Consider the following 13,727-nt stretch of genomic DNA (forward strand, 5'->3'; position numbering starts at 1 on the left):
CCCTTACACAGAACTCCTACACATAACGCCGTACCGGAACATCACCCTACCCCACGCGTTGCCCGCGTGGATGAGGGAGTTTGCCGATGCGCACATCAACCGCCTTTTTTGCGGGTGCAGGAACCGTGATTGTCGCGGTCGCCGCCGGTGTTGGCGGTGGATATCTGGCTGCCAACATCGTCAGTCCGCCGACACATGTGATCTCGAAACTGGAACGCCGGATGTCAGCGGAGCCGATATCCGTCTCGACGGAGCCATCGGAGCCGGTGCCCCATGTCGCGGCGACGGCGGCCGCGGCCAATTCCGCGCCCGCCCAGGAGCCGCCGCAAACGCAACCCCAACAGACGCAGCCACAGCCGCCAACGCAACCACACCCGCAAGCGGCGGCGGCAGCGCCGGCTGCTAATAATGCTTCCGCCGAAGAGAAGACGGCCAACAACGCAGCGGCCGCTCAACCTGCACCGCCACCGCCGAAACCCTCGAAGCCCGCCGAACAGGCCAGCGAAAAGACCGCTGCGGAGAAGGCTGCTGCGCCCCAGGAGGCGTTTGCCAAGGCGCGTGATGCCGATCTCAAACGGGCTGCCGCCGAACAGCGGCGCGTCGAGCGGCGCCAGCGCTGGGCCGACAAGCGCCGCTTCCAGCAGCCCCGCGAGCAGGACCTCGAGGCGGTCGAGACGCAGGTTCGGGAAGCAACCGAGCCGCGGCGCATCATCATCCGCGAAGAAGCGTTCGCTGGCGAGCCCGCACGAATCGAAATGCCCCGGATCAGGTTGTTCGATCAGGATTGATCGATCCGGAAGAGTCGCGGCGCATCCTTCTTGAATCGCTGTCGTGTTCCGGACGCGGTGCAGCGCGTAGCGCTGCACCGCAGAGCCGGGACCCAATGCGGCGACATATGACCCCGGATCAGCAGCGCACCACGCCGCTAGCGGCGCGCTGCGCAGCATCCGGGGAACGCTGGACCGATCGCGCCGCTTCAATGAAATGAAACATTACGTCTCAGCTAGCCGCCACACGTCTTAGCCGCCGCGCGATTCCACCACCTTGCGGCAGCCATCCGACAGCTTCGTCTTGTTCGCTTTTAGGCAGGCATTCATCTGCGGCGGCTTGCCGATATGCTCGGCGCAGAATTTTCCGGCATCCGAACGGCAGGCCATCTGCTCCTGGGGAGTGGGGCCGGATTGCGCCAGAGCCAGCGAGCCGGCGCCGAGCGACAGGATCAGCGCAGTGGCCGCGGCCACGACATGAATGGATTTCATCATGGATCACCTTTTGACGAGAATGGAAGATTGAAAGCGCGCGAAAACTCGTCGAGGTTGCGCCCGCGGTCCATGCCATGTTCATGGCGTCGGCAGCGGGCCGCAAAATCACCCCGCGCGCGCGCCCACACCATTTTCATGGGATGTTGCCGGGCATCTCGATGGACCATGTACATCTCGCGTCGGCTGCGGTGACCGATCGGTACATCGCAAAGAGCTGCACGCCCAATTCGGGAGAGATGACAGATGTTGAAGAAGACAGGTTGGCTGAGCGCAGGTCTGACGCTCGCGGCGTTTTCGGCCGTGGCTTCCTTTGCAGTCGGCGGCGTAGGCTCTGCCCAAGCGGCAGTGGTTTATTGCAAGACGGTTGGCGTGCCGAAGGGCTGCGTCGCGCGCCCGACGCCGGTCGCGGCGGCTGCGGTCGTGACGCCGGTCGTGGGCGTCGGCGCTGTCGGCGTCGGAGCTCGGGGCGTCGGCGTTCGGGCCGGTACGCCGATGAACCGCGGTGGCCCGGTCAACCGCGTCGGCCGCCGCTGAGGCAAAGCGTTTTCAAGCGAAGCATGTCCTCGGACTTGATCCGGGATGAACACCGGTTCGCGTAAAGAAAACGCGTAAGCTAAAAGTGTGCATGCTAACCGGCAGCGCCGTCGCTGTCGGGGAAGCGGTGGGGCAAGGTCAGCCTCACGCGCGTGCCTTTGTGGGTCCCTTGGGCGCTGGAGCTCAGTTCCAGCTCGGCGCCGCAGCGCGCGGCACGGCTTCGCATGTTGCGCAGGCCGCGCGCCGCTTTCGCCGCTCCGGCGGCTCCGCCGTCAGGCGCGATCTCAAACCCCCTGCCGTCATCCTCGACGATGATGCAGCCGCGCTCGAGGCCGTCGGAGCCCGCGAGCGTCTCGATCCTCACCGTAATGCGCCGCGCCCCGGCGTGCTTGGCCGCATTGGTCACCGCTTCATCCAACAGCCGCACGATCTGGATGACGTGCCATGGCCGCAGCTCGGGATGAACCGGCAGGCCCTGCGCGGTGACCGCGCGCCAGTCCAGCGCGATGTCATGCGGACGAAGCTGCGCCATGGCGCGTTCGCGCCATGAGCCCAGCGCCAACATCAGATCGCCGCCGATGTCGTCCATGGAGTCGATGACGAGGCGCAAATCCTTCAGCGCGGCGCGCGCCGCATCGCCTATCCCCGCGCTGCCATTGCCACGCTCGCTGAGCGCCACGATGCTGACGAGCTGGCCGCCGAGCCCGTCATGCAGGTCGCGCATCAGGCGCGTGCGTTCCCGCGCCAGCGCCGCGGCGCGGGCGCGCTCCTCCTCGCGGGCGAAACTGGCCTTCAGCTTCTCCTCCGCCTCGCGCACCTGGGTGACGAGGCGGCCGGCAAAGCCGTCGACCTGGTTCAGCGCCCGGGCGAACCGCCAGGTGAGCCCCGCGCCGATCGCGACCAGCATCGCCGAATAGGACAGCCGCGCGGTGAAGATGCGGTTGGGCATCATCTGAAACACCGAGAGCAGGTCAACGATCCAGCAGCTCAGCATGATCGTGACCGCGCAGCCGAGCAGGAAGCTCGCCACGTTCTGCCGTTGCAGCGCCGATCGCGCGGTAACGACGGCCATGATGAGAAGGGAGATGCCGACCATCGGTACGGCGAGAATCAGGAAAAGGGCGCGCACCAGCGCCTGATTTCCGAACAGGCCGGCCAGCGCCAATGCGATGCCCGGAATGAAGATGACCCAGGCGTAGCGCTGCCACTTCCAGCCCGAGAGCAGCAGCGCAAAGACCAGCACCAGTGCGCTTTCGATCGGCGCGGAGGAAATCAGGATCACATTGAACCTGGAAAACGGCGTCTCGCCCATCGGGGTTTGCAGGAACGCCTGGCCGACACCCACGGCCATCGCCGCCGCCAGAACGCCGTAGGCCGGCTCGTGGCGACGCATCACCCACATGATGCCGAGGATCACCGCCAGAATCGCCTGCCAGGATGAGAACACCACCGGCAACGTCACGAACACCAGCGTTCTGAGATTATAGGTCGGGCGCAACTCTTCGTCGGGGCCGACCCAGATGCGATCGAGGAAGCCGGTGATCGGGCCCCAGATGAACAGCCGGATCGAGATGGCGTTGTCGCCATCGCGCAGCACCGATGCGGGGATCACCGCAATCGCCGGCGTGTTGCGGTCGGGGCGGTTGGCGGCGGGATCGCGCCGGCTGTCGAGGATCACGACATCGTTGACGGTAACCTCGACGCCGTTGGTGAAGCGCGGCAGGAACACCGACCACGCCCGCGAGGCCTCGCCGGCCGGGCGGACGAAGCGTCCCCTGAAGCGGGGCGGATCGTTCATCGCATTCCGCAACGGTGAGAAGTAAGGCAACGTCACCGCCCGCTCGGCGCCAGCTTCGGTGAGCTGAAAGGCCGTCACCTGATACTGCGCGGGAGGTCCGGGCAGCGATTGCAGAAGCACCGCGACGCCGACGACGGCGATCACCGCCTGCAGCAGCAGATACTGGATGAGACGGGACGGCCGCAGCCGACGCCGCGCGCGGCCGGGCAGCTCCGGTTGGACGTCGTCGCCGTGATCGTTCACAACTTGATCAAGCCCTGCTGGACCGCCTCGAACACCGCCTCGCCCCGGGTATGAACTTCGAGCTTGCGATAGATGCTCTTGATATGCCCGGGCACGGTTTGGCGCGACAGGCCGAGATGGCTGGCGATCTCGGCATAGCTAAAGCCCTTGGCGATGCCCCAGAGAATGTCGATTTCGCGCGGCGTCAGTTTGGTGGTGTTGAGTACTGGGCCGGGCGGCGGCTCCGGCGTGCTCTGGGTTCGGCGCACGATGAAACGCGCGATCGAGGCCGAGATCGGCGAATGGCCGGCGACGAGGTCGCGCACGGTGGCGGCGATGTCGGTCGGGAAGGCGTCCTTGAGCAGATAGCCTGTCGCGCCGACGGTGATCGCCGAAATCACGCTTTCCTCGTCGCCGAGGATCGAGATCACCATGATCTCGGTATCGGGAAAGCGCCGACGGGTCTCGCGGATCAGGTCGACGCCATGGCCATCCGGCAACTGAAGATCGGTCAGCAGCACCTTTGGTGCGCCTTGCGCGAGACAGGCGCGGGCTTCCGCGAGCGTGCCCGCGGCCCTGACCTGGTATCCGGCTTTGGCCAGCGCGTCCTGTAGCCGCCAAAGCGTCGGCGCGTCGTCCTCGACCAGCACGACCGTGATGGCTTCCGCCTTGGGCCCATCGCTCAATGAATTCATCTGAAAACTCCGGCTGCCTGTCCCTGCAGCCCGCGCAAGTGTAACCCCGTGACAGTTTTTTGCGACACCCATGTTCATGGGGCGGGATTTTTACGAGATTCGAGGGAGGCGAAAGGAGCGGAAAAAGCCTATACGATTGCCTCTCAACGAGGCCACCGAAATGCCGAATCCTCCTAAAAATGTACCGCCGACGAAAGTCGCCTCCGAACCCGGTCGCCTTGCGGTCATGCCCGAGGACATCACGGCCGCGGGCGCGTCCATTGCCGGGTCGGTCCTCGTTACCGAATGCGATCAAAGCCGGACGCTGAGCGAAATCTGCGGCTGCAACCTCTGGCTCAAATTCGAGAACCTGCAGTTCACTTCGACCTTCAAGGAGCGCGGCGCGCTCAACCGGCTGCTGGCGCTGTCGCCGGAGGAGCGGCGGCGCGGCGTGATCGCGATGTCGGCCGGCAACCACGCGCAGGGCGTGGCCTATCACGCAAATAGGCTTGGCATACCCGCAGCCATCGTGATGCCGGTCGGCACCCCGATGGTGAAGATCGAGAATACGCGGCGTCACGGCGCGAATACGATCATCTCCGGCAAGACGCTGGAGGAGGCAGGCGAATTCGCGCGCACGCATGGCGAGGCGCACGGCATGATCATGATCCATCCTTACGACGATCCCTTGATCATCGCGGGGCAGGGCACCATCGCGGTCGAAATGCTGCGGGCGGCGCCGCAGCTCGATACGCTGGTGGTGCCGATCGGCGGCGGCGGGCTGATCTCCGGCATGGCGGTTGCGGCCAAATCGCTGAAGCCGGATCTGCAGATCGTCGGCGTGCAGGCGCAGCTCTATCCCTCGATGTACAACGCTATCAAGGGCGATCGTCTGCCGATGCGCGGCGATACGCTTGCCGAAGGCATTGCGGTGAAGGTGCCAGGCCGGATCACCACCGAGATCATCCGCCATCTCGTCGACGACATCGTGCTCGTAACCGAGGACCAGATCGAGCGGGCGGTGGCGATGCTGATCGCGATCGAAAAGACCGTGGTCGAGGGCGCCGGCGCTGCGGGCCTCGCCGCGGTGCTGGCCGCGCCGGAGCGCTTTGCCGGCCGCAACGTCGGCCTTGTGCTAACCGGCGGCAACATCGATACCCGGCTGATCGCCTCCGTGCTGACCCGCGAACTCGCGCGCGAGGGGCGGCTGACCCAGATCGCAATCGACATCGTCGACCGGCCCGGCCAACTCGCCGCCGTCTCGGCGCTGCTCGCCGAAGCCGGCGCCAACATCATCGAAGTCTCGCACCAGCGAACGTTCTCCGATCTCCCCGCCAAGGGCACGCTGCTCGAAGTCGTCATCGAAACGCGGGATCGCGTGCATCTGGACGAGGTGATGAAGCGGCTTGGGGAGGCGGGGTTTGTCGCGTGGCTGCCGGGGCGAAGGTAAGCATGGCGTTTTCGAGCAAAGCATGTCGCCCGAGAGGAGCCACAAGCAGGAGCCGCAATGACCCGATCAGTTCACGTTCCTTCCGAACTCTTTGACAGCCGGCGCTACGGTTTTGCGCAGATAGCAGTCATCCCGACACCTGTCGGCAACGCTATACACGTATCTGGTCAAGTTGCTTGGGATGCAGATCGAAACATCGTCGGTGCTGGCGATGTCGGTCGCCAACTCCAGAAGAGCCTTGAAAACCTTGCTGTCGCACTGGCATCGGCCGGCGCGAGACTCGATCAGGTCGGCGCGTTACGCCTCTACATCAAGCAAAGCCACATGCATGAAAGCGACGCAATCAGTGGCGCTCTCAAAGCGACTTTCGGCGACAATCCACCGTGTGCAACTTGGATTGGGGTGGCGAGCCTCGCCAACGATGAATTCCTCGTCGAGGTAGAACCTTCCGTGGTTTTCCTTGCACGAGAGTAGATGGCAAAACGGCCCTTCCAAGCCAAAAGCAGCGAGGGACTCGTTCGCGCCCCTCAATTCACCAGCCGCACCGCACCGGCCTCGCTGACGTCATAGCCGCCGAGCTCGCCCGCGCGATCGCGGAAGCTCGGCCCGCGCATGAACTCGAACAGCGCCTGCGGCCCCTTCATAAAGTAATCGCGCTGCCGCATCACGAGATCAAAACGCTCCCAGGTGACGGGGAGGAAATCGAGCCCTGCCGATTTCGCCACGCTTCGCGTCGCGATGCCGCAATCGATGCGGCCGGCGCGGATGGCTTGCGCGATATCGGGTCCGGTGGGGAAGGCGGGTTTTGCCAGTTTCAGATCGTCGAGCGTGATGCCCGCGCGCGCCAGCAGCGCGAGCAGCAGCAATTGCGCACCGGCGCCAGCCGGGCGTTGCGCCATCCGCGCGCGCGATGTTGCGATCGAGGCCATGTCGCTCAAGTCCAGCGGATTGCCGGACGCGACCAGAATGCCCTGCTCGCGCCGCGCAAAGCCGAGCAGGACTGCATCATGCAGGCCCGGCGCGTCGGCGACCGCCTCGACATTGGCTCTCTCGTCATCGCCGTCGAGCCGGTGCAGATGGATCGCCGCGACCATCACCTCGCCACGCGTCAGCCGACGCAGGCCTTCCTCGCTGCCTTCGGCCAGGCTGGCGAGGCCGGAATTGCTCTCACGTAAGCCCCATTCCAGCAGCGGATCGTGGCTGCCGCCGACGATCGGCGGCGCCGCCACCTGCGCCAGCGCGGCGGGCGAGATCAGGCCGGCGGACACCCAGCGATCCAGCGCCGTGCGCGGAAACAGCCAGCGGCCGGTCACCTTGCTGCAGGGCACCGCGCGGTTCGCCACCAGCTCGTAGAGCTTGCGCTCGGAGAGCCGCAGATAATCCGCCGCTTCGTCTGTCGTGAGGAGCTCCGGCATCGGCACCAATATGCATTCGAGTGCAAATATTACAGAAATTGACCATATCGTCGCTATCTGCGCAAGATGCCCGGCGCTAGTGGAATTACAAATGCCAGACGGTCCGTCCGCCCTTCAACTTGTCCTCAGCGGCGATCCCGCGCTGTTCGCGATCGTGCGGCTGTCGCTTTACGTTAGCCTATCAGCGGTGGCGCTGGCCGCGCTGATCGGCATTCCCATGGGGGCCTGGATCGCGCTGACGAGATTTCCCGGCCGCCAGGGCGTCATCGTCCTGCTCAACGCCTTGATGGGCCTGCCGCCGGTCGTTGTCGGCCTCGCGGTGTATCTCGCGCTGTCGCGCTCCGGGCCGCTCGGCGCGTTCGGCCTGTTGTTCACCCCGAGCGCGATGATCGTCGCGCAGACCGTGCTGGTCACGCCGATCATCGCTGCGCTGACGCGCCAGACCATCGAGGATCTCTGGCTCGAATACCGCGACGAACTCACCGCGATGAACCTCGGGCCCCTCGGCCGTGTCATGGCGCTGATCTGGGACGCGCGCTTCAGCCTGGTCACCGCGCTGCTCGCCGGCTTCGGCCGCGCGGCGGCGGAGGTCGGCGCCATCATCATCGTCGGCGGCAACATCGAAGGCTTCACCCGCACGATGACGACGGCGATTGCGCTGGAGACTTCCAAGGGCGACCTGCCGCTCGCGGTCGGCCTCGGCCTCGTGCTGATTTCGATCGTGATCGCGGTCAACGCGCTGGCGTGGAGCGTGCGCCGCGCCGGCGAGCGACTGGCGGGATGACCATGCGCGCGCCTTCGAGCGAACTGCCGATCAAATTTGATGGCGTCACGGTAGCGGCCGGCGGGGTCACGATCCTCGACGACATCGCGCTCACGCTGGCGCCGGGCCTGCCCACGGTATTGATCGGCCCCAACGGCTCGGGCAAATCGACGCTCTTGCGCCTGGCGATGGGGCTGCTGGCACCGTCGCGCGGCCGCATCACCTGGGGCGGGCTCGAACATGTCTCCCCGCTGAAGCGTGCGATCGTGTTTCAGCGCCCGGCGATGCTCCGGCGCAGCGCCGCCGCCAATCTCCGTTTTGCGCTGCGCGCCGCCGGCATTCCGCGCGCGGAGCATGCGCGACGCGTCGCCGAGTTGCTCGAACTGGTCGGCTTGCACGCGCTCGCCGACCGCGCGGCGCGAAGGCTCTCCGGCGGCGAGCAGCAGCGGCTGGCGCTGGCGCGGGCGCTGGCGCGCGATCCCGCGGTGTTGTTCCTGGACGAGCCGACCGCGAGCCTCGATCCCATCGCCACCAAGGCGGTGGAAGACATCATCCGCACTGTGAGCGAGCGCAACATCAAGGTCGTGATGGCGACCCACGATCTCGGCGAAGCGCGCAGGCTCGCCGGCGAGGTCGTCATGCTTCACCGCGGCCGTACTGTCGAAACCGGTGCAGCCGCATCGTTCTTCGACGCGCCGCAAACCGCCGAAGCGAGGGCGTTCCTCGCCGGCGAACTGTTGATTTAGCGCATGATCCGGAAAAGTGGTTACAGGTCTTCCGAAAAGATCATGCGCAAACCAAAGAAGGGAAAACAAATGAGCATGCTCACGCGCCGCCTGTTGATTGCGGCGACCGCCAGCCTGGTTTTCGCGAGCCACGCCGTCGCGCAGGATAAATCGATCGTGGTGGCCTCGACCACCTCGACGCAGGATTCCGGCCTGTTCGGCTATATCCTGCCGATGTTCAAGGCCAGGACCGGCATCGACGTAAAAGTGGTGGCGCAGGGCACGGGACAAGCGCTCGATACCGGCCGCCGCGGCGATGCCGACGTCGTGTTCGTCCACGCCAAACCTGCGGAAGAAAAATTCGTGTCCGAAGGGTTTGGCGTCAGGCGCCATCCCGTGATGTACAACGACTTCATCCTGATCGGGCCGAAGAGCGACCCGGCCGGCATCAAGGGCTCGAAGGACATCGTTGCGGCGCTCTCCGCGATCAAGGCGAAGGGGGCCGATTTCATCTCGCGCGGCGACAAGTCAGGCACGCATCAGGCGGAGCTCAATCTCTGGAAGATCGCCGGCATCGACATCGCAAAGGACAAGGGTCCCTGGTACAAGGAGATCGGGCAGGGCATGGGCGCTGCGCTCAACACCGCGTCGGCCTCGAACGCCTATGTGCTCGCCGATCGCGGCACCTGGCTGTCGTTCAAGAATCGCGGCGACCTCGTGATTTCAGTCGAAGGCGACAAGCGCCTGTTCAACCAGTACGGCGTCATGCTGGTGAATCCGGAGAAACATCCGAGCGTCAAGAAGGATCTCGGCCAACAATTCATCGATTGGCTGATATCATCAGAGGGCCAGAGGGCGATCGCCGATTACAAGATCAACAGCGAGCAGTTGTTCTATCCCAACGCCAGCGATTCCGGCGCGTGATACGCGGCTACGATCAGTCGTCGAAGGAACCACCACCGTTCATATTCATGAATATTTGTTCAACGATCTGTCGCAGTCTTAATGTCGCAGACGGAACGTGATCGCGGCGCGGTGATTAGACTCGGTAGAGTGGACACAATCACTGGAGTTCGATGATGAAGAAACTAGCCATCGTATTTGCCGTTGGTGCTGCTGCGCTGATCGGCGGTTCCGCCGCCAACGCCGCCGACAATGCGGTAAAGGCGAAACCTGCGACGGATACTGTGCAGTCTTCCACTGACTTCAGCGCCCATCGCCGCCACTGGCGTCATCGGCACTGGGGCTACCACCGGCACTATCGCCCGTACTACGATAGCTACGGCTACTACGCGCCGCGCCGGTACGGGTACTACGGTCCCCGCTATTACGGCGGCGGTCCCGGCGTAACCTTCAGCTTCGGCACCGGCCGCTGGTAAGACAGGCCGGCGAGAAAAAAGCCCGCAGCGATGCGGGCTTTTTTTGCGTGCCAATTGGCGGGTCGATCCGAGTCTACAATTCCCGCGATGCTTTCGATGACTTCGTCCGACTGCCGCTGCCGGCGGCCGACGCAAAGCGGGTGGCGGATTGCTTGCCGGGCTTCCGTGTCGCAGCCTTTGCTGCCAGCCGGGTTACCCGGGCATGTGCATTCCGGAACGCCGTACGTACGGTCCTTGCGGTTCGGCTTGCAACAACTCGCCGCTTCTTGAGAGCCGCGTGGCTCTCTTCGGCAATATCAACCTTTCGCACCATTCCGCTGATCGAAGGCGCCAGATCGACCGGAATTTCGGCGATCTGGTCTTCCTTCGACAGGCCACCGACGCCTTCACATGGCGCCTTATCCGGCAGGTCCGTCGGCATGTGGACAGTGTTGTTTGCGTCCGTCCAGGCCTCCGCCTTGTTGCCGGTGATGATCTTGACGTAAGCGCGCGTTTCCTTCGGCAAGGCGCCGCGCCGCGATAGCCACTTCTCGATCCTGCCGCCGCCCGCATTGTAGGCTGCCGCCGCAAGCCCGAGATTTCCGAACTGATTATAAAGCTTGCGAAGAAATCTTGCCGACGCAGGAATCGCCTGCAGCGGATCGAATGGGTCTTTCAAGCCCATTTCGACCGCCGTTCGCGGCATGAATTGGGCAATGCCCTGCGCGCCTGCCGAACTGACCTCCGCCACTTTAAACCTGCTTTCCTGCCAGAGCAGGCGCACGAGAAAGCCGATCGGAATATCGTGTTCCTCAGCGGCACTTCTGACCGCTTCACAGATCGGGTTCGGTGGCGCGGCCTCCTCCTTTATCGAGGCGACCGCATGAGCCGCGGCATCTGCTGTCGTTGCCGACTCGTACGGCGCGGTGACGACGTTTGTTGCGTCCGGTTCTTGCGAATGCTCAACCGACGCAGTCACAGTTCCAGTGTGAGATGTCGTGGCAGGTTCCGATTGCGCTTCGGCAATAACGAAAGATAGTTCCGTCCACGCTGACCTGATTTCGGAACTTTCAAAATCCGCCGCGACCACGAACACAGCAATCACGGCGGCGAAAAGATATCGCATCAACTTCCATCCATTTGTGTGAAGGCCGGTCGGATAGAAGTTGGATGTGGAGATTTCGCGGATGAACTACGGCAGAGCAGTGTTCTTCTCGTCCGTAATTCTACCGAATGGAACTTTCAAAAAATGCGCGTTCCCGGGCCGGTCGCCTACATCGCTCTTTATGCCGCGTTGTACGCAGCGTTCGGCGTGGCATCGCCGTTCTGGCCGAAGTTTTTTGAAACCAGAGCGCTCACGTTCGAGCAGATCGGCTTGATACTGGCGGCTGCGTTGCTGGCGCGTCTTGTCGCCGGTCCACTCGTCGGGATGTTTGCAGATTTCCTGCAATCGTTGCGCCTCGTGCTCGCATTCTGCGCCGCCCTGGCAGCAGCAACGGCCGTGGCGTTGCTGTGGGCCGACGGCTTTTGGCTGTTGCTGCTTCTGGCGCTGGTTCAAGCCGTGGCACTGGCGCCTACGACGTCGATGGCCGACGCCTTGTCGGTCAACGCGGCCAGGCCGCAGATCGCGGGGCGGCCGTTCGAATATGGCTGGATCCGCGGTTCGGCATCGGCGGCTTTCGTCTGCGGCACGCTGATCATCGGCCAACTCATCACGTCCACTGACCTGACGCGTGTGGTCGGGCTGAACGCAGCCCTGCTTGTCGCTGCCGCTGGGGCAACCGCGCTGGTACCCAGGGTTTCGTCTTCATCGGTGCCGCATACCGGCGCATCGCAGCTTGCGGGCGAGGTTCGTGGACTGCTTGGGATCGAGCGATTTCGAATCCTGATCCTCGTCTCGGCTCTGATCTATGGCAGCCACGCCATGCATGACGCCTTTGCGGTGATCCGGTGGAGCAATGCCGGAATAGACACCTCCGTCATAAGCGTCTTGTGGTCGGAGGCCGTCGCCGCAGAAGTGATCGTGTTCTTTCTGATCGGACCGGCCTTGCTCAACCGGCTCGGCGCGCGTGGTGCGGCGGCATTGGCGGCAGCAGCCGGCATCATCCGCTGGTCGGTTGCGGGGACGACGCCTTCCGTCGTGGCGCTCGCGATGGTGCAGCCGCTGCACGGATTGACGTTCGCGCTGCTGCATCTTTCTTGCATGCGGTTGATGGCAGCTCTTGTCCCCGCCAGAATGGCCGCAACGGCTCAAGCAATCTACGCGTTTGGTGCGGGCGTGGTGACGGCCGCACTGACGCTGCTTTCAGGGCTTTTCTATGCCAGGTATGGCGGAGGGGCGTTCGTTGCGATGGCGGTGCTCTGCGGCCTCGCGTTGCCGCTCGCCTGGTTTGGCTTTACCGATGCTCAGGATATCTCTGCCCGCGCACGCTGAGTTGCGTTAGAATCCGCGTCGCGAAAAGCAGGTCGATCTCTCTGGAAGGTTTGTCAATTGGTCTCGGAAAGCGATCTAGACGCTACTCTCGATGCCGTCAGGGCCGGTGCCGCCGGGCCGGCTGAGGGCATTTTTGGCCCGGCGTCGATGACGTGGCGGATCGACAGGGAAGCCGTGATCTTTCTGGGAGCCGGGCGCGCCTTGCTGCTTCAACTGGCGCATCCCTGGGTCGCGACCGCCGTTGCCGAGCACTCGCGCACCTTTGCTGATCCAGTCGGCCGCTTTCATCGAACCTTTGAGCTGATGTTCACAATGGTGTTCGGTTCGCTCGATGGCGCGACTGCCGCGGCCCGGCGCCTGCATCGACGGCACGCGATGATCTCAGGCGTGTTGCCCGAGGCGAGCGGCCGCTTCGCCCAAGGCTCATCCTACAATGCCAACGACATCGCCGCGTTGCGCTGGGTTCACGCCACCCTTGTCGAAACCGCTGCCATCGCGCACGACCTTATCTTGCCTCCGCTCTCGCCCGAACAGCGCGAGCAATATTGGGCCGAAAGCCGGCTGTTCGGCGCATTGTTCGGGCTGAGACCTGCGGACCTGCCGGCGGATTGGTCATCCTTCGCCGACTACAACGCCGCGATGGCTCGATCGGATACTTTGTCCGTGAGCACCGCGGCGCGTGACGTGGCCCACCACATCTTGACCGGCGCACGTCCGTGGTTGCGGCCGCCGCGATGGTACGTGGCCCTGAGCGCACAGATGTTGCCCGAGCGGCTGCGCACAGGTTTCGGCTTCGATCTCGACGAGCGCGATCAGAGGGCCGCCGATCGCGCGCTCAAGTGGATACGCCGCCTGTATCCGCACCTGCCGACCCGCCTCCGCTACGTCGGCCCCTATCACGAAGCGCAGGCGCGGCTGCAGGGGAAGCCGCGGCTCGAGCTGGCTACCCGGTGGCTCAATCGGGCGTGGACCGGACGACCGCGGCTGGATGATCGTCGGGAGAGGTGAGGCCGATGGGCATCGGCGTGTCATTTGCGGTAAGAGATCTGCCCGCCGCGATTCCTGAAACGAAACCTGCAGAACCGGATTTTG

Annotated in this window: 15 protein-coding genes; 10 read left to right on the forward strand and 5 right to left on the reverse strand. The window is 64.3% G+C overall.

Features of this window, described 5'->3' with window-relative positions:
- Nucleotides 1-86: 86 nt before the first annotated feature.
- Nucleotides 87-788 (forward strand): hypothetical protein, encoded by a 702-nt coding sequence (locus V1290_RS22760; protein WP_334366460.1) that lies wholly within the window; start codon nt 87-89, stop codon nt 786-788.
- A gap of 231 nt (nt 789-1,019) precedes the next feature.
- Here V1290_RS22760 and V1290_RS22765 read toward each other — a convergent pair whose 3' ends face one another.
- Nucleotides 1,020-1,259: a cysteine rich repeat-containing protein gene (locus V1290_RS22765; protein WP_334366461.1), complete on the reverse strand. Its 240-nt coding sequence runs from the start codon at nt 1,257-1,259 to the stop codon at nt 1,020-1,022.
- Between the two features lie 246 nt (nt 1,260-1,505).
- Here V1290_RS22765 and V1290_RS22770 point away from each other — a divergent pair, with 246 nt between their 5' ends.
- Nucleotides 1,506-1,796, forward strand: coding sequence for a hypothetical protein (locus V1290_RS22770; RefSeq protein WP_334366462.1), 291 nt, complete (start codon nt 1,506-1,508; stop codon nt 1,794-1,796).
- A gap of 94 nt (nt 1,797-1,890) precedes the next feature.
- On the opposite strand, the gene V1290_RS22775 is transcribed toward V1290_RS22770, so the two are convergent.
- Nucleotides 1,891-3,837 carry a sensor histidine kinase gene (locus V1290_RS22775; RefSeq protein WP_334366463.1) on the reverse strand — a complete coding sequence of 649 codons (1,947 nt, stop codon included), beginning with the start codon at nt 3,835-3,837 and terminating at the stop codon, nt 1,891-1,893.
- Nucleotides 3,834-4,511 (reverse strand): response regulator, encoded by a 678-nt coding sequence (locus V1290_RS22780; RefSeq protein WP_213285676.1) that lies wholly within the window; start codon nt 4,509-4,511, stop codon nt 3,834-3,836. Before V1290_RS22780 ends, V1290_RS22775 begins: the two co-directional genes overlap by 4 nt.
- A gap of 226 nt (nt 4,512-4,737) precedes the next feature.
- Here V1290_RS22780 and V1290_RS22785 point away from each other — a divergent pair, with 226 nt between their 5' ends.
- Both V1290_RS22785 and V1290_RS22790 read left to right on the forward strand, forming a co-directional pair.
- Nucleotides 4,738-5,940: a threonine ammonia-lyase gene (locus V1290_RS22785; RefSeq protein WP_334369136.1), complete on the forward strand. Its 1,203-nt coding sequence runs from the start codon at nt 4,738-4,740 to the stop codon at nt 5,938-5,940.
- Between the two features lie 57 nt (nt 5,941-5,997).
- Entirely contained in the window at nt 5,998-6,414 is a 417-nt protein-coding gene (locus V1290_RS22790) for a RidA family protein (RefSeq protein ID WP_334366464.1), read from the forward strand.
- Nucleotides 6,415-6,467: 53 nt separating this feature from the next.
- Here V1290_RS22790 and V1290_RS22795 read toward each other — a convergent pair whose 3' ends face one another.
- The gene (locus V1290_RS22795; protein WP_334366465.1) at nt 6,468-7,355 is read right to left on the reverse strand and encodes a helix-turn-helix transcriptional regulator; all 888 of its coding nucleotides are present in this window, start codon (nt 7,353-7,355) and stop codon (nt 6,468-6,470) included.
- A 91-nt stretch (nt 7,356-7,446) separates the two neighbouring features.
- Between V1290_RS22795 and V1290_RS22800 the strand changes: the two genes are divergently transcribed.
- The 4 genes from V1290_RS22800 (at nt 7,447) to V1290_RS22815 (ending at nt 10,222) form a co-directional block, all read left to right on the forward strand.
- Nucleotides 7,447-8,139 (forward strand): ABC transporter permease, encoded by a 693-nt coding sequence (locus tag V1290_RS22800; protein ID WP_334366466.1) that lies wholly within the window; start codon nt 7,447-7,449, stop codon nt 8,137-8,139.
- A 2-nt stretch (nt 8,140-8,141) separates the two neighbouring features.
- Nucleotides 8,142-8,864, forward strand: coding sequence for an energy-coupling factor ABC transporter ATP-binding protein (locus tag V1290_RS22805; protein WP_334366467.1), 723 nt, complete (start codon nt 8,142-8,144; stop codon nt 8,862-8,864).
- A 75-nt stretch (nt 8,865-8,939) separates the two neighbouring features.
- Complete coding sequence (locus V1290_RS22810) at nt 8,940-9,767, forward strand: extracellular solute-binding protein (RefSeq protein ID WP_334369137.1); 828 nt, start codon at nt 8,940-8,942, stop codon at nt 9,765-9,767.
- Between the two features lie 155 nt (nt 9,768-9,922).
- Nucleotides 9,923-10,222, forward strand: a complete 300-nt coding sequence (locus V1290_RS22815) for a hypothetical protein (protein WP_334366468.1) — start codon at nt 9,923-9,925, stop codon at nt 10,220-10,222.
- A 73-nt stretch (nt 10,223-10,295) separates the two neighbouring features.
- Here V1290_RS22815 and V1290_RS22820 read toward each other — a convergent pair whose 3' ends face one another.
- Nucleotides 10,296-11,327, reverse strand: coding sequence for a lytic transglycosylase domain-containing protein (locus tag V1290_RS22820; RefSeq protein ID WP_334366469.1), 1,032 nt, complete (start codon nt 11,325-11,327; stop codon nt 10,296-10,298).
- 123 nt (nt 11,328-11,450) lie between these two features.
- Between V1290_RS22820 and V1290_RS22825 the strand changes: the two genes are divergently transcribed.
- Nucleotides 11,451-12,635, forward strand: coding sequence for an MFS transporter (locus V1290_RS22825; RefSeq protein WP_334366470.1), 1,185 nt, complete (start codon nt 11,451-11,453; stop codon nt 12,633-12,635).
- 57 nt (nt 12,636-12,692) lie between these two features.
- The gene (locus V1290_RS22830) at nt 12,693-13,643 is read left to right on the forward strand and encodes an oxygenase MpaB family protein (RefSeq protein ID WP_334366471.1); all 951 of its coding nucleotides are present in this window, start codon (nt 12,693-12,695) and stop codon (nt 13,641-13,643) included.
- Nucleotides 13,644-13,727: the final 84 nt, after the last annotated feature.

Origin of the sequence: Bradyrhizobium sp. AZCC 1578 (assembly GCF_036924675.1) — a bacterium.
GTDB lineage: Bacteria > Pseudomonadota > Alphaproteobacteria > Rhizobiales > Xanthobacteraceae > Bradyrhizobium.